This is a genomic window from Spirosoma montaniterrae, from assembly GCF_001988955.1.
In the GTDB taxonomy this organism is placed as follows: Bacteria; Bacteroidota; Bacteroidia; order Cytophagales; family Spirosomataceae; genus Spirosoma; species Spirosoma montaniterrae.
Genome location: NZ_CP014263.1, coordinates 3562763 through 3583056, shown reverse-complemented (window position 1 = coordinate 3583056; position 20294 = coordinate 3562763). Strand labels below are relative to the sequence as shown.

Annotated in this window: 17 protein-coding genes and 1 tRNA gene; 4 read left to right on the top strand and 14 right to left on the bottom strand. The window is 53.2% G+C overall.

Annotated features, from left to right (window positions below):
* Positions 1 to 109: 109 nt before the first annotated feature.
* Both AWR27_RS15525 and yihA read right to left on the bottom strand, forming a co-directional pair.
* On the bottom strand, positions 110 to 553 hold the full coding sequence (locus AWR27_RS15525; protein WP_077132008.1) for a DUF5606 family protein: 444 nt from the start codon (positions 551 to 553) through the stop codon (positions 110 to 112).
* A 103-nt stretch (positions 554 to 656) separates the two neighbouring features.
* Positions 657 to 1271: a ribosome biogenesis GTP-binding protein YihA/YsxC gene (gene yihA, locus AWR27_RS15520; protein WP_077132007.1), complete on the bottom strand. Its 615-nt coding sequence runs from the start codon at positions 1269 to 1271 to the stop codon at positions 657 to 659.
* Between the two features lie 245 nt (positions 1272 to 1516).
* Between yihA and AWR27_RS15515 the strand changes: the two genes are divergently transcribed.
* Positions 1517 to 1972: a thioredoxin family protein gene (locus AWR27_RS15515; RefSeq protein WP_077134024.1), complete on the top strand. Its 456-nt coding sequence runs from the start codon at positions 1517 to 1519 to the stop codon at positions 1970 to 1972.
* Between the two features lie 39 nt (positions 1973 to 2011).
* Here AWR27_RS15515 and AWR27_RS15510 read toward each other — a convergent pair whose 3' ends face one another.
* From AWR27_RS15510 to AWR27_RS15455, 12 genes are all read right to left on the bottom strand, one after another.
* Positions 2012 to 3196 (bottom strand): glycosyltransferase family 4 protein, encoded by a 1185-nt coding sequence (locus AWR27_RS15510; RefSeq protein ID WP_077132006.1) that lies wholly within the window; start codon positions 3194 to 3196, stop codon positions 2012 to 2014.
* Complete coding sequence (locus AWR27_RS15505) at positions 3165 to 4754, bottom strand: heparinase II/III family protein (RefSeq protein WP_077132005.1); 1590 nt, start codon at positions 4752 to 4754, stop codon at positions 3165 to 3167. The genes AWR27_RS15510 and AWR27_RS15505 overlap by 32 nt, the downstream gene beginning before the upstream one ends.
* Positions 4751 to 6925, bottom strand: a complete 2175-nt coding sequence (locus AWR27_RS15500) for a bi-domain-containing oxidoreductase (protein ID WP_077132004.1) — start codon at positions 6923 to 6925, stop codon at positions 4751 to 4753. Before AWR27_RS15500 ends, AWR27_RS15505 begins: the two co-directional genes overlap by 4 nt.
* A complete protein-coding gene (gene wecB, locus AWR27_RS15495; RefSeq protein WP_077132003.1) occupies positions 6922 to 8019 on the bottom strand; it encodes a non-hydrolyzing UDP-N-acetylglucosamine 2-epimerase in 1098 nt (365 codons plus the stop codon). Before wecB ends, AWR27_RS15500 begins: the two co-directional genes overlap by 4 nt.
* Before the next feature lie 11 nt (positions 8020 to 8030).
* Positions 8031 to 9188, bottom strand: a complete 1158-nt coding sequence (locus AWR27_RS15490; RefSeq protein WP_077132002.1) for a Gfo/Idh/MocA family protein — start codon at positions 9186 to 9188, stop codon at positions 8031 to 8033.
* Positions 9172 to 10335, bottom strand: a complete 1164-nt coding sequence (locus AWR27_RS15485) for a glycosyltransferase (RefSeq protein ID WP_077132001.1) — start codon at positions 10333 to 10335, stop codon at positions 9172 to 9174. The genes AWR27_RS15490 and AWR27_RS15485 overlap by 17 nt, the downstream gene beginning before the upstream one ends.
* Positions 10332 to 11336, bottom strand: a complete 1005-nt coding sequence (locus AWR27_RS15480; protein WP_077132000.1) for a glycosyltransferase family 4 protein — start codon at positions 11334 to 11336, stop codon at positions 10332 to 10334. Before AWR27_RS15480 ends, AWR27_RS15485 begins: the two co-directional genes overlap by 4 nt.
* The gene (locus AWR27_RS15475; RefSeq protein ID WP_157579237.1) at positions 11333 to 12751 is read right to left on the bottom strand and encodes a hypothetical protein; all 1419 of its coding nucleotides are present in this window, start codon (positions 12749 to 12751) and stop codon (positions 11333 to 11335) included. Before AWR27_RS15475 ends, AWR27_RS15480 begins: the two co-directional genes overlap by 4 nt.
* A gap of 3 nt (positions 12752 to 12754) precedes the next feature.
* A complete protein-coding gene (locus AWR27_RS15470) occupies positions 12755 to 13753 on the bottom strand; it encodes a CgeB family protein (protein ID WP_077131998.1) in 999 nt (332 codons plus the stop codon).
* Between the two features lie 45 nt (positions 13754 to 13798).
* On the bottom strand, positions 13799 to 15091 hold the full coding sequence (locus AWR27_RS15465; RefSeq protein ID WP_077131997.1) for a nucleotide sugar dehydrogenase: 1293 nt from the start codon (positions 15089 to 15091) through the stop codon (positions 13799 to 13801).
* Positions 15092 to 15103: 12 nt separating this feature from the next.
* Positions 15104 to 16177 carry a Wzz/FepE/Etk N-terminal domain-containing protein gene (locus AWR27_RS15460; RefSeq protein ID WP_198045012.1) on the bottom strand — a complete coding sequence of 358 codons (1074 nt, stop codon included), beginning with the start codon at positions 16175 to 16177 and terminating at the stop codon, positions 15104 to 15106.
* Positions 16178 to 16327: 150 nt separating this feature from the next.
* A tRNA-Ile gene (locus AWR27_RS15455) sits at positions 16328 to 16401 on the bottom strand.
* A gap of 127 nt (positions 16402 to 16528) precedes the next feature.
* On the opposite strand from AWR27_RS15455, the gene AWR27_RS15450 reads away from it, so the two are divergent.
* From AWR27_RS15450 to AWR27_RS15440, 3 genes are all read left to right on the top strand, one after another.
* Positions 16529 to 17764, top strand: a complete 1236-nt coding sequence (locus AWR27_RS15450; RefSeq protein ID WP_077131996.1) for an HD domain-containing protein — start codon at positions 16529 to 16531, stop codon at positions 17762 to 17764.
* A gap of 93 nt (positions 17765 to 17857) precedes the next feature.
* Positions 17858 to 18880, top strand: a complete 1023-nt coding sequence (gene lpxD, locus AWR27_RS15445; protein ID WP_077134022.1) for a UDP-3-O-(3-hydroxymyristoyl)glucosamine N-acyltransferase — start codon at positions 17858 to 17860, stop codon at positions 18878 to 18880.
* Positions 18877 to 20271: a bifunctional UDP-3-O-[3-hydroxymyristoyl] N-acetylglucosamine deacetylase/3-hydroxyacyl-ACP dehydratase gene (locus AWR27_RS15440; RefSeq protein ID WP_077131995.1), complete on the top strand. Its 1395-nt coding sequence runs from the start codon at positions 18877 to 18879 to the stop codon at positions 20269 to 20271. The genes lpxD and AWR27_RS15440 overlap by 4 nt, the downstream gene beginning before the upstream one ends.
* Positions 20272 to 20294 lie beyond the last annotated feature (23 nt).

Here is a 20294-nt window from a genome sequence, read left to right as displayed (position 1 = left end):
CGCTGAAAGCTGTGTCTGCGGATAAAAATCCGCCGTTAGCAAGTTCGGGACGTATGTCCCGAACAGTTTAAGCGCAGCGTAAAATCCTGTTTAATCTTGACAATCCTGGCTAATCCTGGTTCTGATGGCTCGGGCTTTCTTCGGCAGATGGCTCAAAGACTTCCGGGGCATATTGCCGCAGAATGCCATACCACATTACTAATTTTTTAATGTCGGTGGCCCGAACGCGTTCACGGTCATAGGTCGGAACGGCTTCGGCCATGAACGTGGCGAGTTCGTCGGTCGACGCTTTGGGATCAACGGGTAGCGTTTCGCCGTATTTTTGATTGATCGTCAGCAGCACCTCGGCCAGCGGAACCGACTGTTCGTCGCTGTTGTCGTCAACGTAAATCGAAATATCGTTCAGGACCGACACGCGAGCGGTTGGCCCCATCATGGTCTTGGCCTTCTTATCATCAAGCGATTCAACGATAACGCCCGCCCGACCAGGTTTTAAAATTCGGTACAGACCGGGATACCCGGCCACATTGGCAATTTGCTTTAAAGCTTCCATAGAGTTGTAATAAACTGGTAACGCAGATTCTGATTGAATTATTGACTGATGGAATGATTGAGTGTATACATGACCTAATTGTTCCATTCAATCACTCAACCATTCAGTCACTCAACGACTGAAGGTACTCTTTATTCAGAGGTCGGATAAACGCCAGGATTTCTTCGCGACCGGCGGCTGTAATGGCCGATGTAACAAAAATTTGCGGCACTTCCTCCCAGGTTTCGAGCAGTGTTGCCCGGTAATTTTCCAGTTGGGTCTGCAATTTTTGCGGGCCGAGCTTTTCGGTTTTGGTAAACGCGATTACAAATGGAATATTCCGGTCGCCGAGGTTTTCCATGAAATCGAGGTCGAGTTTTTGCGGATCAATGCGCGAATCGACCAGCACGAAGGTGCAAACCAAATTAGGCCGACTGGTCAGATAGCCGTTAATGAGCGCGGCAAATTTTTCGCGCTCAGTTTTGCTCACTTTCGCATAACCATAGCCGGGTAAATCGACCAGATACCATTCGTTATCGATAATGAAGTGGTTGATTAATTGCGTTTTACCGGGCTTGCCTGATATTTTGGCTAACCCACTGCGGCCTGTCAGCATATTGATCAACGACGACTTGCCGACGTTTGAGCGGCCAATAAAGGCATATTCGGGCCGGTCGGGCGCGGGGCATTTGGCCGGGTCGGAGTTGCTGACGAAGAAGGTGGCTTGCTTAACGGGCATAATTTTTCAGTGAACAGTTATCAGTCAACAATGATTTCTGCCCACCGCAAAACTGTTGGATGTTCATTGTTGGCTGTTGACTGAACTGCAAAGTTCGGAAAGATTGGGCAGAATGGCACAGGGTTTGCCTGTTTACCGTGGAAGAGTTAATTTGCTTCGGCAACCGAGCAGTAAGAAACGAAAGCGGGTTGTTGGTTCGTTATAGCATCAAAAACCACAAGAAGAGCCGGTTTGCCGGTACACCTATGAAAAAGTTAGCATGGATATTGGCGGTTTTGTTCATCGGCTTCGGCCCCGCCCCAACCCACGCCGTTGTATCGTTGGTCGATCCCAAAAAGCCAGGTAAAGCCGGAGAGCCGGGGATTCAGTTTACCGAAGCGTCGTGGCGTGACATTCTGAAAAAAGCTAAGGTGGAGAAAAAAATCATCTTTTTAGATGCTTACACAAGCTGGTGTGGCCCCTGCAAAATGTTGCAGAAAAACGTGTTTACGAAGAAGGATTTAGGCGATTTCTACAACAGCAGGTTCATCAATGTAAAGATCGACATGGAAAAAGGGGAAGGCCCGGCCTTGTCGCAGGTCTATCCAATTGAGGGCTACCCCACACTGATGTTCATTGATGGTAATGGCCGCGTTTTGAAGAAAATTCTGGGCTATCAAAGCCCCGAAAGTCTGTTGGCAATTGGCAAGAGTGTGAAGTGATAAAACAGCGAGTTACGCGTCGGCTGTTTAGGGACATCTCTAAACAGCCGACTTTTTTTGTTGCTCAAACGCCAGCAGACACCGCGCCATTTCGCTCATAATAGCCTGTCTGTTAAATTGTTCTATAAATTCAGGCCGTGGCTGGGTTTGATAGGGCGTGTTTTGTATTAACTCTACTAAACCAGCCGCATCAGTTGGTCGGAACACCAGCGAATTGGGTATATAGGATCGGACAAACTGAGCCGGGTAGCCCGCAACGCCAGCCAGAATGGGTTTGTCCGTTGCTCCATACTCAAACAATTTGGACGGTAGCACTCGATGCAGGGCTTTATAGTCGTTTAAGTGCACGAACAGGTAATGGGCCTGTTGATACGCTGCTACCAAAGCTGCACGGTTAACGGGTTTCTGCACAAGTACGTTCTGAACGCCTTCCGCCCGAATAGCAGCTTCGAGAGCCGCTCGCCGACCACCATCGCCAATGACAATAAACCGATACCCGTCGCCCAGACGTCGGGCTGCCTGCGGAATTATTTTTTCCAACCCCTGTCCTGCTCCAATATTTCCGGCGTAAAGTATTGTCCCACAGTTAGTTGCTGGTAGCGTTTCTGCAACGGGCTGTTTAAGAAATAAGTCATCGATACCGTTCGGAAAGAAGCTATACGAAGTTTGTCGGAATGGCTGGATGTAGGGCCGGAAACCTTCTGAAACTAAATTGATATGCGTGGCCCGGCTAAAGGCGTACCGTTCGGAAACCCACAAAAACGGCCATAGCAACAGGCGCACAACTGGGTTAAGCATTTCCAGAATGGTTTCACGAAATAAATCGCGCACATCGAGAAACAGCGGGACGCGCCGTTTTTGAGATAGCCGCGCTCCCAGGAAGGCCGTAAACAGTCGCGACGATGAGGCAAAGACCAGATCATACTGCACCAACCGGCTGAGCCGATGCACTGCCCGGTAATACGACGCAAAGGCTCGTATCTGATCGCGAAAACCGTTGGTATGAGTAGGCAGCGAGATGCGCTCAATTGTAACGTTGCCTCGTTTTTCATACGCCGTTGCCGATGGACTAAATGACTGATAACGATTGGGTTGGGTGGTAATTACATGTATTTGGTCGGCGGGTGTGAGTTGCCGCGCCAGTTCGCCAACCAACGCCGTGTTCCGGAAAGAGCCAGCCGACAGGTCGGGTTCAAAATAAAATGTCAGGTACAGGATTGTCATCCGAAAAGTGAAAAAAGCTTGAAAGCTTGCCTGTGAAATCGACTTCAACACAGCAGGCCGGGCGAAGCCGGTTAAATCCGTCGGCCATTTTATACGCCGTAAGCCGAACCCTGATTGATCCCGACGATGTAAACAGGAGCCGGGTCGTTCTGACCAAAATGGTTTCGTCGGTTCGTGAAACAACCTGATCGGGATGGAAATAGAAACGGGCCGTAGATTGATGCGTGGCACAACCGGCTTTCGCGTGTAACTGGTCGTAGATGGTCAGCGCGTCAGGCGCGACTGTCCAGGCGCGTTCGTGGATGAGGCCGAGATGCCGGTAGCCATCGTGCCGGGCAGTGAGCGTTTGGTTTGTTTGGTCAAGCACCGTAACCCGCGCCCGCCGTCCGACCCGAAAATTCGACCATACTTCCGACGAATTCTGCCCAGCCACCTCTACCGTGTTGTGGGCCGCCGTGCTGCGTTCCCATTGCCGCCGTTCGCCCGGCTCATAAGTCGATGTGCCGACGTCAACGATGAGTGGCTCACCCCGGACATGCAGCACAAAGTTGAACGTGTCGGCGTGCGCGTGTCCCGGTTGTTGATCAAACCCAACTGCGCCCGCGTCTACGAAAAGTTCGTACTGTGGCTGACGAAAAAAGTAATAGCCGGAGTGGGATAGCTGCGTAGCCGGAGCGGTTAGCGACGCTGTCGGCTGGGCAGTCAGGGGAATGCAGTCGTTTATTACCGGGCAGTCGCCGTTTTGAAATGTAATGGCCGACAGCCAGTTACGCATGTTATCAGCTTTGTTTTCCAGAAACGGCGATAGAGCCGGGTCGCTATGCCACGTATCGACACGGAGAGCAGCGGTCAGGCAAGTCAGGTGTTCGAGAAGCAGGTTATGGTAGGAGGGGCTGCGTTCGGCATGTCCTCCATCGGGCAGAATTTGCCGCTTCAGTTCAGTCCGCACGAGCGATCTGGCTTTGCGAAACCAGCGACGGTGGCGGAAGTACAGACTTGCCAGCAAGAGCGCGAAACTGTTCTCAAGCAGATGATTACCGCCCAGATGATGTTCGAGCCGCCCACGCAGCCGAGCCGTTTGCGCGAACAAATGCGTATCGATACGATGGTCATAAATCTGGTTGCGGCTCAAAAACCGAATCCAGTTCATAACCCGCAACGAAGTCGGATAAGCCTCCAATCCATCAAGAATGGTATCCGACTGACTGACAAAGTCTCGTATAAGCCTCAGTCCGGCACTTGCGTTCAGGCCCGGCTGATTCAGGAAGTCAAAATAATTTAGGTGATACGTCCATAGCTTACCATTCGAAGCATAATTCCAATCGATACGTTCAGGAAAGCTAACCGACTGATTTAAAGACGTAACTGTGTTAGAATCGGGCTGGTACGAGTCAGAAATCATCGTGTCAACCGCAGATACTGCCAACCAATGGCCCGCCCCGCCCCGCTCTGGAACGCGCAACCGCCCGCGTACCCGTAGCCGGTGCCAGACCTGGAACCATAGTTGTCGACACGTCAGATGCCGAACGGTTCGCCAGTAGATCCCGATGGCTCTCATCGTAGATGTCTCGTTGTCAGGGAATTAGTGTCTACGGGCACCCAACGCTTATCGCGACCACTCTGCAACGCTGCCAGCATGGTTTGTGTAGCGTTCACGCAGTCTGCAAACGGAATCAGCAGTTCGTTGGGGCGGATGTTGGGATTTGATAGCCAGGCAACCAACCGCCTGAATTGTTCGGCGTGTCCCTTGTCTTGCCGCCCGGTCATGCGCGAGAAATTCTGAAAACCGTAGCCCGTTAGTTGGCGGAAATTATCGAGAATGAGGGTTCTGCCCTGGGTGTAAACTTCTACGCGTTCTTTGGCATAGCTGGTGCTACCGTTGGCGAAGTAATTTACCACGCCCGTTGCGCCGTTTTCATAACGCAGCAACAGAGAGGCCGAATCGGCGGTTTCGCTGAACGGCCCCATCGTGTTCAGGCAAACGCCCGCAACGCGGCTCCCGGTCAGAAACGTAATCAGATCGACCAGATGGCAGGCTTCGCCAGGAATGCGCCCGCCCCCAACGGTCCGGTTGTGTAGCCACGAATCGGGCGGTACGGCTCCTGCGTTCATCGTCGCCACTACGTTCATGAGGGTCATATGCGATGCCGCACCACCCACCAACGCCTTCATCTTTTGCACATAGGGCGAGAAACGGCGGTTGAACCCGACTGTTACAAACCGTTCTGATACTTGTTGAGCCGATACGATTTCAGCCAGTTCGGGTGCGTAGATCGCCAGCGGTTTTTCCACAAAAACGTGCTTTCCGGCCTGTAATGCGTCTATGGTCAGGCGGGCGTGGCTGTTGTGCCGGGTGGCAATAATGCATAGGCTAATCGCCGGGTCGTTCAGAATAGTTTGGTAATCGGTAGTACTTCGGGCAATGGCAAACTTCTGTGCTAATCGTGTGGCCGACAGCCCGTTGGCACTCGCGATGGTTTTGACCGACGCCCCGGCAGCTTTCAGCGCGGGCAGGAGTGTCGATGCGGCAAAGTTACCCGCGCCGATCAGGCCAATCGCGCTCGAACCCGCCGAAACATACCGCTCGTTTAGCGTCAGCGTCGACTCAAGCGGGGCCGATTCAGTGTAGCGAAACAACGACGCCACCATTGGCCCACCGCTGGCTTTGGGGTCGTTCATCCGGTCGTAAACGCGCTGATATGCTTCCAGCCGAACAACTTCGGAGATCAGGGGGCCAACCAATAACTGCTTGGTGCCGAGCAGGTGCAGAATGGCCTGGAAATTCCGGTTTTCGGTCCAGCGCACAAACGGTAGCGGGTAATCTTGACCCTGTTGCTCGTAGGTGGGATCGTAGCGACCGGGACCGTAGGAACACGATACCTGAAACGTCAGCTCTTTGGCGTAAAAATCGCTCCGGTTCAGCGACAGACCAACCACGCCGACCAGCACAATCCGGCCACGTTTGCGGCTCATTTGCGCGGCCTGCGCTATCAGCTTATCGTGTCGGGTCGAGGCTGTTATGACGATGCCATCGGCCCCAACGTTGTCGGTACGCGCTAAAACGGTACTAACCGCATCGGTGGCGTTGATAGCAGTAATGCCGAACTGCCGGGCCAGTGTAAGCCGATGTTCGTTTACGTCTGTGCCGATAACCCGGCACCCGTTGAGCCGCAGTAACTGGGCTGTGAGGAGGCCAATCAGCCCCAGACCGATAACCACCACCGTTTCGCCCAGCGTAGGATTCAGTAACCGAATGCCCTGCAAACCAATGGCTCCCATGACGGTGAAAGCCGCATCATCGTCGCTGACAGCATCGGGAATAGCCGCAACCAAATTGCGCGCCACACAAACGGCTTCGGCATGAGGACCGTTGCTGACTACCCGCTGCCCACTATGCAAATCAGTCACGCCTTCGCCCACGGCCAACACAATACCAACGTTACAGTAGCCCAGTGGCAACGGCTGGTCGAGCTTGCGAAATACGGTTTCGAGCGTAGGCCGCAGTCCGTCGGTACGTACTTTATTCAGCACCTGTTTTACCCGTTCGGGCTGCTGCCAGGCTTTGTCTAACCAATTCCCGCGCCCAAACGATACGAGCATCCGCTCGGTGCCGGGCGACACCAGCGACCGGCGCGTGCGAATCAGCACCTGCCCCGGCCCTACCGCCGGAATCGGCACCTCGATTAGTCGCGTTTCGCCCGTGCGGAGGTCTTGAATAAGCTGATTCACTGTGTCAGTATGTTGGCGATGCGCTGCGCGGTTTGGCCGTCCCAGTGTGGAGGAATCTGGCTATCGGCTGGTTGGCTGTTCAATAGGCTGGCAATGACAGGCTCTGCCGTTTCGGGCGTAAAGTCGGGGAAAAGCTGATTGGTGCCGAGCGTAGTCGTAACGGGCCGCTCGGTCGTAGACCGGAGTGTCAGGCAGGGAACCCGCAGCCAGGTTGTTTCTTCCTGAATGCCACCCGAATCGGTTATGACTAAATCCGCCTGATCGAGCAGATTCAGAAATTCGATGTAACCCTGCGGTTCCAGCAACAGCACGTTTGGTAGTGAGTTGAGTTGACTGAGCAGCCCAAATGTCTGGAGGTTGGCGCGGGTGCGCGGATGCAGGGGCCAGACCACTACGCACTGCCGGGCCGTACTGGCTACGAGTTGAAGCAGGTGTTGCAGGCCCGCTTTCGTATCGACGTTAGCCGGGCGATGCAGCGTCAGTAGCACGTAGCTACCTTTCGATAGCCCCAGCCGGCCAACGGTGTTGCGGGCAGTTGCTCTGGGAAGAAAGTCAGTCAGCGCGTCAATTAGTACGTTACCTGTGAAATGAATTTTGTGGTCGGCAATACCTTCACGCTGAAGGTTATCTACTCCCGACTGCTCGGTTACGAAGAGCGCGTCGGCCAGACTATCGACCAGAATGCGGTTGATTTCTTCGGGCATTTGCCGGTCGCCGGAGCGTAGTCCCGCTTCGACGTGCGCCACGCGAATACCCAGGCGGGCGGCCACCAACGCCCCGGCCAGTGTACTCGTTACATCGCCAATAACCACGAGCCAGTCGGGCCGTTCGGTCGTCAGCACCGGTTCAAGTCGGCACATAATTTCTGCCGTTTGTTGCGTAACGGTCTGCACCGACGAATTGCCCACGCCGAGGTGGTAAGCTGGTTTGGGCAGATTGAGTTGAGCGAAAAATACCTCACTCATTTGCTGGTCGTGGTGTTGGCCGGTATGCACAAGTGCCGACCTGATGCCCGCGCGTGCCGAAAATGCCCGGTGCAGCGGGGCCGCTTTGATGAAGTTCGGGCGTGTGCCGACTAAAGTTAACAGGTACATAACGGTCTGATTTAAAAGGGAATAGGGCAGTTATTGACTTCATTCACGGCCTGCTCGAAACAGGCGTATTGGTCGGCTATCACGAACCGGGAAACTTCGGCTCCGGTCAGCAGCATGTCATACACGTGCAGCATAAGCAGCGACGATAGTTCGACTTCGCGCCATTCGCGGTTATTAGGCCGGAAGGGTTGCAGCACTGTGCGCTCATGGCCGAGGTTTTTAGGCTGGTAGCGAATGGTTTGGCGATGTGGCCCCTGCCAGCAGGTCAGGCTCCGGAAATCGTCGATGCGGGCGATGAGGTTGCCATACTGAACGTTGATATACTCGCAAACGCCCTCAAACGGTTCGGTTTGCGAGGTCAGAACGATAGTAGCAAGGTCATGGTGGTCGGTTGTCAGAGTGAGGCAAAGCGAATCGTCGGGTTCTGCAGCGCGGGCGCACGTCAGCCGAACGTCGATCCAGTTGGGCAGGCTACGCCAGTGCCAGACGTGCAGCGTCAGGTCGATCCAGTGGCCCAGATTACCGCAAATGCGCGACCCTTCGGCGGGGTGCCGATACCAGTGATCTGTTGCTATAGCGTGCCCGTTGATGTGCATCGTCAGCACGAAGCTGCCTGTGTTGGGCATGGCGCGAACCCGCTCGCGAAGTGTCTGTATCGCAGGGGCATACGGACGATTGTATCCTGCGACCAACTGCCCGGTACTACGCCGTTGTGCCGCCGATAAGGCAACCAATTGCTGCCAACTGATAGCTACCGGCTTTTCAATGTACACGGTAAGGCCGCGATCCAGCCCCGCCACGGCGTAGGGGGTATGCGACGCGTGATTCGAGAGCACGTATAACACCCGCAGACCCGGCTCAGTCAGTAGGGCGTTGGGCGTACTGGCTGCTTGCCGAAATCCGTAATACCGACCCAGCGACTGGCGTTGAAACACGTCGGGATCATAGGCCGACAGGAAGCGATTTTTCATATGTTTCCGCAGAAAAAAGCAGACCGTGCTGAATGCGAATTGCCCGCAGCCAATCACAGAGACGTCGGCTTTGCCTGTATTGGGTAGATGCGTTGGCAACCACCGGGTCAGGCGTCGATTACGGGCAATGGTTTTGGTCAGGGTTCGTTGCCATCCATACAGTCCGGCGAAACGAAAAAGCTTACGCAACCGGCTCATCGGCAAACACTTCTGGAGTGAACAGTTGGTTGTACTGCTTCGCAATTGCTGGTAAATTGCTCTGGCTTTCAACTACCAGCGGGGCGTTGGCAACGAGCGTTTGATATAGCACATCGGGCATGTCAACGCACGTTTGCAGCACAGTAAGCCAGGCATCAGGCTGTAAGGGTATGGCCCAACCCGCCCCCTGTTCGGCCAGCTTTTGCCACGGCGTCTGGTCGCTGACCAGCACGGGTAAACCTGCCGACAGGCTTTCGGCGATAACATGCCCAAAATTCTCACCATCGCTTGGTAACGCCAGAAAATCATACTGACTTATGGTATCGCCAATCAGCGGATAGGGGAGTGGTCCCCGATACTTAACACAGCAAGACGTTGGCAGCGTGTTGAGGAGCCGCTGGCATTTGTGCCAGTAATCGGTGTCGGCAATGGGGCCATATATATCCAGCGTAACAGACTGATTGGGAAGCTGTTTCAGGCAGTTGAGCAAGAACAGCAGCCCTTTATTACGGGCAATGCGGGCCAGCCACAGTAAGCGAACCTGCCCGGCCTGTTTCTGATAAAGGGGCCTTCGGGGGAGCCGGTTCGGCACGTCGGGCGCGATCCGAACCTGGCTGCCCGGAAAATGAGTGTCGATGTATTGCTGCTCAACAGCATCGGTAGCGTGCCAGCGGATATCCTTTGCTTTGCAGTGCCGCAGCAGCCATACGTAAGGCCGTTTTTTCCAGGCTTTCAGCCGTAGTGCGCCGGGGTGTAATTCGCCACGGGGGGCAAGCAGCAACGGTATGTTTGTGCGCGTAAGCAACAACTGCCGCGTGAACCGCGAAAACAGGCTGTTCGTGTAAACGTACCGATACGGGCGTTCTGTAAGTAAGCTATTGATGTTGAAGTGGTTAATCTGGTCGGGAGACAGATAACGGACCCAATAGCCGTCTTGTCGTAGCCAGCAGTTGGCTGGCCTGTTGGGGTAAGGCTGCGTATCGCCCACGTCGCGGTCGCGGGCGACGATGAAAAACGTGTACGTATCTTTCAGCAGCCTTACCAGATTGGCTACGGCCTGCACCGGCCCGCCAAACTTATAGCCCGGCAAAAAGTATTCGACAAATAGAAGTATGGCTGAAGGCCCGGTAGCTTGTAACTTGTTCATGGGTCAGATATACCCATAGACGCGTACAAAGCCGCATAGTAACGCTCAATTTGAGATATTGTAAACTTTTTAACATTAACCAGCCCGTTGGCAACCAACGTTTCGCGGTACGCAACATCCCCACAAATGCGCTCAAGTCCGGCCCGGATGTCCTGAATATTGGTTGGATCGACGAAGTGTGCTCCCATCCCCGCCACTTCGCGCAACGGGCTGATAGCACTGGTTAGCACGGGACGCCCAACAGCCTGTGCTTCCAGAATCGGCAGGCCAAAGCCCTCATAGGTCGAGACAAACGAAACGAGGTCGCAGGTTTTGTACAGATTAAGTAGCTGGTGCTGAGGAAGATCAACATAATTTTCATACACGATGCGTCGGTGGTTCAACTCGGCTTTGTCGCTGTCGGTCAGGGGTCCGACAATAATTAATCGACAGGCAAACCCATCGAGAGCCTGAATGAGCCGGGTCAGGTTTTTATGCGGGGCTGTACCAATATGGAGGAGCGTTGGGCAACGGGTGTTAACCGGTTGTGGGCAGTACTGAAACAGTGAACCGACCGGATTCGCCACCACCACAACCTTGCGGGCCACGCGCCCCACGCGCTGAAGCAGTTCCTGTCGGCTTTTTTCAGAAACTGTGGTTACGATGCTGGCCCGGCGCATGGGCCAGTAATACCACAGCAGCCAGAACAGGGCGTATCGAAGAGGCCGGTGCCGATTCCTGACAAGCGGAATAGCATCGTGAATGGTCAGTACGGTTCGGGATTTAGGCAGGGCCAGCGCGAGGTAATGTACATCGCCGGTGATGTGAAAAACATCGGCTTGCTGTTGACGGGCGAACCGTAGATTCCGCCAAACGCTCTGCCAGTCCCGGCTAATGCACGGCATAGTTACTGGCTCAACGGTAAAGTTCTTGTTGATAAAAGGGCCCCACCGAACGTCGGAAAACACAGTTTCGATGCTGTGGCCTGTGCCGGAACTGCGTAGCAAATGCAAAATCGTCATGATAAACGCGTTAGTATATAAGCAATAAATAGCCATCGCAGGCTTGCCAGTAGGGTAATTAAATCGGTTTCGATCATGCTCATTGCCAGCGATGTAAGCATAACTCCTGTTAGCAGGGCGAACAACGGATTGTGTTTAGCCGCTGCATAAGCGGGATAGAGCAATAAGGCCAATAGTAGTACGTAGGGCAGAAACCCCGGCCAGCCAAAATCAATGAACGATTCGAGACATAGGGTTTCGCTGATGTCGGTCAGACCGAGGCCATACGCACTTTCGTACAAAAATTCTTTGACCAGCACCGTGCGCTTGTCAATCAGCCAGTCGCTCGGTGCTGTCATAAGTAAACTACCCGCCAACTGCCGCCCTCCCAGCGGTGCAGCCGGACTGGTTCGGAACAGGTTGACGAACTGCCCCAACGCCATTGGGCCGTAGCTTGACCGCAGGGCCAGATTCCGGTTACGAATGTCGGCGTATCGGCTGTCGTCGGCTGCGCGAATACCCGCCAGCGCATCGGCCAACTGCATCTGCTGAACACGTTCAAACCGGTACAGCACCCGCAGTTTATGGTATATATCGGCGAGTCCGGCGGCAATACCGACCGTTAATAGAATGGGCAGCGCGTTTCGGCGCAACAACTGGCGCGTTACCGGCTGATTAAAGGTCAGGCCCATTGCCATAAGCACAAAGAAGAAAAAAATGCTGCGCCGACCCAGCAGAAAAAACCAGCCCAGTTCGAGCATCAGTAATAAACCGCACAGCACCGCTCTGGCGTACTGATTTTGTTGCCAATACCCGCGCTGGTAGAAGGCCAGCGCAAAGGGCAGGAGCGGCACAAACGGCCCGGTTAGGGCCAGCAGCGGGTGTGTTGGCGTGCCTTCCTGAGAAAGGTCTTTACCGCCGTAAACCACCACGCCGAGTTGCAGCAGATACGCCTGACTCACCAGCAAGGCACTCATCAGCCACTGTACGGCGTTGCGGTGAAGCCCAAGGCAAACAGCGGTCATAGCTTGCAATGTGTTGATCAATTGACTGTTTTCCAGTTTTTTATCAACCACTAATAGGGCCAGCGAAAACAGGTTGACATACGCTTGTGCCAGTGTTAAATCGGTGGGCGTGGTGTGGGCGAGTTCCAGTATAGTTTTCCAGAGGTCGTTGGCCTGAAACGACAGTGTTACAAAACTGAACAGGCTCCCGGCTGCATTTCCCAGCACAACTGCTACAGCCGCCACCCGAAAAAAATTGAACCGACTGGCCGGGTTTGCCAGCAATGATGCAAGGCCATAAAAGCCGCCCACCGCCGATAAGCCACCTACACTTACAAACCAACCCGTTGATGGCCAGACTATTGACAATCCAGCTATTGGCAGCGAGAGCCACAAACAGCGCGTAAAATGATGATGCGTATCATCGGGCATAAGTCAGGCAAGGCCAATAGTCTGGAGCAACTGAATGGCCCGATGGTCGAAAGTGTGGTGCTGTTGAAAATGCTGGTACTGTTGCTCGGCGAGTTCGTGGCGTTCGGCGGGGCGGGCCAGATAGTACCGGATTTTGTCGATGGCGTCAGAAAGCGACCGGAACGTAACTAACTCTGTTGGCACAGCAGAATAATCGCTCAGCGTAGGCTTGTCATCGCAAAGCTGAAAACCGCCAATGCCGTTAATCTCGAAATACTTTTGATTGGCTGACGTGATTTCGGCGTAGTGCAGCGTGTTGAGGGTGATCTTAGCTCCATAAACGAGCCGATTTTTTTCATCGCCAACTAAATACTTCCCCTGGAATACGGCCCGGATTGCCGACCGCAGATAAGGGCCTTTAGTGCCGTAAATAGCCACGCGAAGCCCCGCACGAAGCAGTTGCTCCACAAAACGGGCGCGGTACGCATACAGGCTACCGTACATCAGCACGTCAACTACTGTTTCCCGCTCGGCTACTGCTTTTTCGGGAAGTGGCCGGCAATGGACGCGTGGATTGAAGCCTTCGGGAAGATAGTAGGCATTCAGGCCATTTTTATGCCGTAACAGATTGACTATGTATGGTTCTTTAGAAAAGTAATAGTCGAAGTCGGCAGCAATAATCTGTTGCTTTTCGAGGTTCGAGAGCGCGTCGGGGTTAACCTGTATTACCGGCACGTAGGGCAACGTAGTTTTAATGTCATCGACCAGAACGGGGTGCAGATGCCGGTACACAACAATCACTAAATCAGGGTTGTGATGAATAATACGCGTTGCCAGCCGATGCCCGACGACCCGGTCGTAAGACCCGGCAAAGCGTGCCGACCAATAGCCGATTTTTTTAGACAAGGCACCCCGGCCCGTCACGTCTATAACGCGGGCGTTATGGCCCAGTGCCCGAAATGAATCGGCCAGATGAAACTCCAGTGAGTCGAATACGTTGCAGCCGACAATAATTACATTCATGCGAAAACGGTAGAAACGGGATGAGAAATTAGCCATTTTCGCGGCTCACAAACGCCAGTAAGTAAGCGTTTCTTCGACTGGTTTTGGGTATAACCCTTTCAGATCGAGGAGAATAGGCGTGCCATTCATGATGGATTGGAAATAGGCCAAATCCAGCGTTCGGTAAGCATCGTGTCCAACTGCTACAACAACCGCATCATACTGTATCGAAGGCGCGTCGAGCAGGGTAAGTCCGTATTCGTGCGCCACGTCGTTGGCCGATGCATACGGGTCAACGATGTGGACATTGATAGCGTATTTCATCAACTCACGAACCAGCTCAGCTACTTTCGAGTTACGCACGTCGGCAACGTTCTCCTTGAATGTCAGACCCATCACGAGTACCTTGGTGTGGCGCGGGTGTTTACCGTGCCGGAGCAGCAGTTGCAACAGTTTGCTGGCGATAAAGGCGGGCATTCCATCGTTGACCCGCCGACCGGAGTTAATGACCTGCGGGTCATAATCTAACTGATGCGCTTTATGGAGCAGGTAATACGGATCGACACCAATGCAGTGCCCACCCACCAAACCGGGCGTAAATGGCAGAAAATTCCACTTGGTCGATGCCGTTTGTAACACCTCCTGTGTATCGAGGTCCATTCGGTCGAAAAGGATCGCCAATTCGTTCATGAGCGAGATGTTCAGGTCGCGCTGCACGTTTTCGATAACTTTTGCCGCTTCGGCTACGCGGATGCTTGGTGCGGTATAGATGCCCGCCGTAATCACGCTGCCATACACATCGGCAATGGTCTGAGCTGCTTCGGGGTTATTGCCCGATACAACCTTCAGAATATCAGTTAGTTTACGGTCCTTATCGCCGGGGTTGATGCGTTCGGGGGAGTAGCCAAAGTTAAAATCACGGCCCGGTGTCAGGCCCGATGTTTGCGCCAGTATGGGCAGGCAGTCGTCTTCTGTGCAACCGGGATACACAGTCGATTCATACACTACATAATCGCCGGGTTTCAGGGCGCGGCCAACTGTTTGTGATGCCTGCTCAAGAAATTGAAGATCAGGCACTTTATAATCATCGACCGGCGTTGGCACTGCCACCACGAAAAAATGGGCCTGACGCAGGTCATCAGAATTGGCCGTGAACATAATATCGGTATCGGCAAAGTCGTCGGCAACTAATTGACGCGACGGGTCTTCGCATTGCTGCATCAGGGATACGCGCTCGGCGTTGACGTCGAAGCCAATAACCCGAAACCGCCGGGCAAATGCCAGCGCAATCGGCAGCCCCACATAGCCCAGCCCGATAACGGCGAGTTGTTTCTGTTTCGTAAGTAAATCGTTGTACACGGGTTAGTCGGACTAATTATTTTTCAGAAATGTCTGCCACAAAACGTCCCACGGCTGTTGGTTGAGCAGGGCCATCAGCGAACCGATAGTTAGCCCAACAGCCGTGAACAAAACAACCAGAATCGTTCGTTTGGGCGAAACGCGCTGATGCGGAATGGTTGGCGGCTCCAGCGTTTTAAAAATGGGCGTTCGCTCCTGAACGCGCAATTTTATCTGTTCACGTTGCTGCGCCAGTTGATTGTAAACGCTCTGGGCCAGCACCAGTTCGGTATCTAACCGATGTTTTTCTATCGTAGCTGTTTGCAACACCACGTTTTTGTGCCGGTCGTTGTGCATGAACAGGGCGTATTGCGCGTCCCGGTAGCGTTGCCGGGCCGTTTGAAGTTGTTGCTCACAAAACCGCAGATCGTGCCGGGCTTTGCCGGTTCGGTACTCGGTTACGTAGCGGGTCAGGTAAGTCATTGCCCGTTGCGTTACGGTAGCGGCCACAAGCGGGTCGGGCATTCGGGCCGAGATGGTGATGATGCCGGAGCGCGTATCGAGCCGGGTATTTAGCCGCCCGCTGATGTCGTCGGCAATGTCGCGTTGCCGGGGCGTAAGCTGTAACAAACCGTTCTGATTGGCCGACCGGTTCAGTTGCCGCCCACTGGAAAGCCATTGTCGCCACGACCAGCCCACCCCAGTATCGGGCAACAGAAACTCCCCTACCGTTGTAGCCTGCCCCGTTTGACGCTTGATGCGTTGGTTAATTAGATACAGCAAAAAAGGTGTGCTTTGTAAAATATTCGGATACAAATCGGGCCGCACGGCATCTACATCGTCGGCGTCTGAGAAGTCGAGACCCCCAATACCTGCCACCGACGCCAGCCGTTTCACCACACTGCCCGATCCGTTGGTCATTTCGGGTATGATCCGGGCTTCCGACACAAACTCTTCGGGCAACAGCAGCGCAACCGCCACGCCACTAAGCATAAATGCCAGCGTAACCAACCCGACGCGCCAACGGTTATGCCAAATGGCGGGCAGTAACGTGCCGACGAAGCGGTTACGGAAGGGTATAGGATCATATCTTGATACGGTCGTCAAAGCGATACGGCTACAGAATAATAGGTTACGTGATCGCTGGTTGTGACGTAAAAACCGGCGAAATGTATCGCACGATTTGTGAATTGTAGCTAAAGAATACTCAATCCAACAAAAAAGCCGTTACATCGATTGATGCAACGGCTTTTTATGTGGGCCAGCCAGGACTCGAACCTGGGACTTACTGATTATGAGTCAGGCACTCTAACCAACTGAGTTACAAGCCCTTAGCTGATTGATTACTCAACTTTGCTGGTGCAAATTTACGCATTTTCCGACACATTCGGTCGAAATAATACTTTTTTCATTACGCCAACCCTAAAAAGCTCTGTTGCTGACCGTTACCTTTGCCCAATGGCTGCGCCCAACAAGAAAAAAATCCTCAACGACCCCGTTTACGGCTTCATCACCATTCCGACCGAGTTGCTGTTCGATCTGGTAGAACATCCTTACTTTCAGCGACTTAGGCGTATCAAACAATTGGGTTTGTCGGAATACGTGTATCCTGGGGCGTTGCATACACGCTTTCACCACGCGCTGGGGGCCATGCATCTGATGGGGCAGGCCATGCAAACACTGCAAAGCAAGGGCCATCGTATCAGTGATGCCGAATGCGAAGCTGCTCAGATTGGTATTCTGCTGCACGACATCGGACACGGGCCGTTTTCGCACGTACTCGAATGCTGCCTGCTCGACGACGTGAAGCACGAAGCCATTTCACTGCAACTCATGCACGACCTCAACCGGCAGTTTGACGGGCGGCTGTCATTGGCGATTCAGATGTTTGAAGGTACGTATCAACGGCCATTTTTTCATCAGCTCATGTCGAGTCAGTTAGACATGGACCGTATGGACTACCTCAACCGCGACGGGTATTATACGGGTGTGGCCGAGGGAGCCATTGGCGCCGACCGTATCATTAAAATGCTCGACTTAGTCGATGATCAGTTGGTGGTAGAGGCCAAAGGTATTTTGAGTATCGAGAATTTTCTGAACGCCCGGCGGCTCATGTACTGGCAAGTGTATCTGCACAAGACCTCGATCTGCTGCGAGTCGATGCTGATTCAGGTTCTGCGCCGGGCGCGGTTTCTGCTTGGCCAGAACACCGACGTTTACGCGCCCGACACGTTTCGACTGTTTCTGGAACGAAGTGTGCTGCTGGCTGATTTTCAGACTGATCCGATTTATCTGGCGGCCTTTACACGCTTAGACGATTACGATGTCTGGAGTTGCGTGAAACAATGGACGAGCCATCCCGATACGGTATTATCGACCCTTTGCCAGATGCTTCTCGACCGGCGGTTGTTTAAAATTATGCTCTCGACCGAGCCGTTTGCCCAACCATTAGTCGATGAATTGGCCGACCAACTGCGCCGGGCAGGTGTTACCGACGAAAATCTGTCGTATTTTCTGATAGAAGGGCAGGCCACCAATGCTGCTTATTTGCCAACCGGCGACCGGATAAACATTAAACTGAAGTCGGGCCGCGTTATTGATATAGCTGATGCATCGGATTTATCGAATATTCAGGTACTGACTAATATTGTTCGTCGGTATTACGTTTGCTGGGCGCGGGGCGTAGCTCCGTAAAGGCAGTATTGCGGAAAAGTGCAATTTGTTACCTACCTTAGCGGCCCGGAAAGCAACCCCGATTGGTTGTTTGTCGACGGGCGTTATACGTATATGAAGTTTACAGTCAGGCAGATTGCTACACTGCTGGGGGGCGAAGTCGCCGGAAACGACACCTTGGCTATCACTAAATTAGCCAAAATTGAAGAGGGACAACCGGGTGATATCTCGTTCCTGTCAAATTTGAAGTACGAAACGCATCTTTATACTACGCAGGCGTCGGCAGTAATTGTTGACCGTTCGTTTCAGCCGAAAAAGCCGGTTTCGTCGGCTCTGATTTTTGTTGAAAACTCGTATTCGGCGTTTACGCAGCTTCTCGAAGAATACTACAAACTTCAGAGTTTTGCGCGGGTTGGCGTTGAACAGCCCTCGTATCTTGGAGAAGGAAGTCAGGTGGGCGAACAGGTGTATCGGGGGGCGTTTTCGTATATCGGCAGCAATTGTCAGATTGGCCGGAACGTCAAGATTTACCCACACGCCTACATCGGCAATGGTGTTCGCATTGGCGATAATACCATTATTTTTCCGGGGGTGCGTATTCTCGACAACTGCATCATCGGGCAACACTGCGTGATTCACCCCAACGCCGTTATTGGTAGCGAAGGCTTCGGTTTTGCGCCCCAGCCCGACGGTTCTTACAAAACGATTCCGCAACTCGGCAATGTGATTCTGGAAGATAATGTCAACGTAGGATCAAACACGACCATCGATTGCGCTACACTGGGTTCAACCATTATCCGGCAGGGTGCAAAATTAGATAACCTGATTCAGATTGGACATAATGTCGAAATCGGAAAAAACACGGTTATTGCAGCTCAAACGGGTATTTCGGGGTCAACCAAAATTGGCGATAACTGCGTTATTGCGGGGCAGGTGGGCTTTGCCGGTCATTTGACGATTGCGAACGGCACACGCGTTGGAGCGCAGTCGGGGGTAGGCAAGAACGTTACGGAAGAAGGCACGTCGCTTAACAGTTCGCCGGCTTTCGGCCTCAAAGAGAGTATGCGGTCACTCGCTATTTTCCGAAAGCTTCCTGATCTGGAACGGCGCGTGAGTGATTTAGAAAAGAAAAAATGAATACCAAACAACAGACCATTCAGAAGGCCGTTTCGGTATCGGGCGTGGGCTTGCACACGGGCGTATCGGCAACGATGACATTTCTGCCCGCACCAACCAATCACGGCTATAAATTTCAGCGCGTCGATCTGCCCGGTCAGCCCATTGTGGAAGCCGACGTTGATAACGTTGTTGATTTATCGCGCGGCACAACCATCGAACAGAGTGGTGCCCGAATCCACACCGTTGAGCATACACTGGCCGCGCTGGTTGGTTTGCAGATCGATAACGTGCTGATTCAGTTGGATGGCCCCGAACCTCCTATTATGGATGGGTCGTCGATTCAGTTTGTCGATGCCCTGCGGAGTGCCGGTCTTGAGGAACAAAACGCCAACCGCAACTACTTCGAGGTTAATGAGTACGTACATTTCCGCAACGACGAAAAAGGCATCGAGTTAGCCGCGCTGCCGCTCAGCGATTACCGCCTGACCGTAATGGTTGATTATAACTCGCGGGTTATCAGCAGCCAACACGCGTATCTGAACGATATTAGCCTCTTCCCCGAGCAGATTGCCAATTGCCGTACTTTCGTATTCCTGCATGAACTCGAAGCACTTTACAGGCAAAATCTGATAAAAGGGGGCGATCTGACCAATGCCATTGTGATTGTTGATCGTGAAGTAAACGACGACGAACTGACGCACCTGGCGCAGTTGCTCAACAAGCCCAAAGTAAGCGTTAACAGGAACGATGGTATTCTGAACAACCTGACGCTGCACTATCCCAACGAAATGGCCCGCCACAAACTGCTCGACGTGGTAGGCGATCTGGCCCTGATTGGTCGGCCCATTAAGGCACAAATTCTGGCGGCCCGACCCGGCCATGCAGCTAACGTGGCATTTGCCAAAAAAATCAAAAAATTGATTCAGAAAAACGCGGCCAATCAGGTTCCCAAATACGATCCGACGCAACCGCCCGTTCTTGACATTAACCGCATTTCGCAACTGCTGCCACACCGCTACCCGTTCCAGATGATCGATAAGATTATTGCGCTGGACGAAAACAGCGTGGTAGGTATCAAGAACGTGACCATGAACGAGCCGTTTTTTCCTGGGCACTTTCCGGGAAATCCGGTAATGCCCGGCGTACTGCAACTCGAAGCTATGGCCCAAACGGGTGGTATTCTGGTGCTTAGCACCGTGCCTGATCCCGAAAATTACTGGCCCTTTCTGGTTGGTATCGAAAATTGCCGATTCCGGCGCAACGTTTTGCCGGGCGATACTGTAATCTTTCGGTGTGAGTTTACCTCACCCATGAAACGCGGTATTGTAAAAATGCAGGGCCGGGGCTATGTCAGCAATCAGTTGGTATGCGAAGCGGATATGATTGCCAGCCTCGTTAAAAAAAAGTGATGAACGATGAGTGATGAGCGATG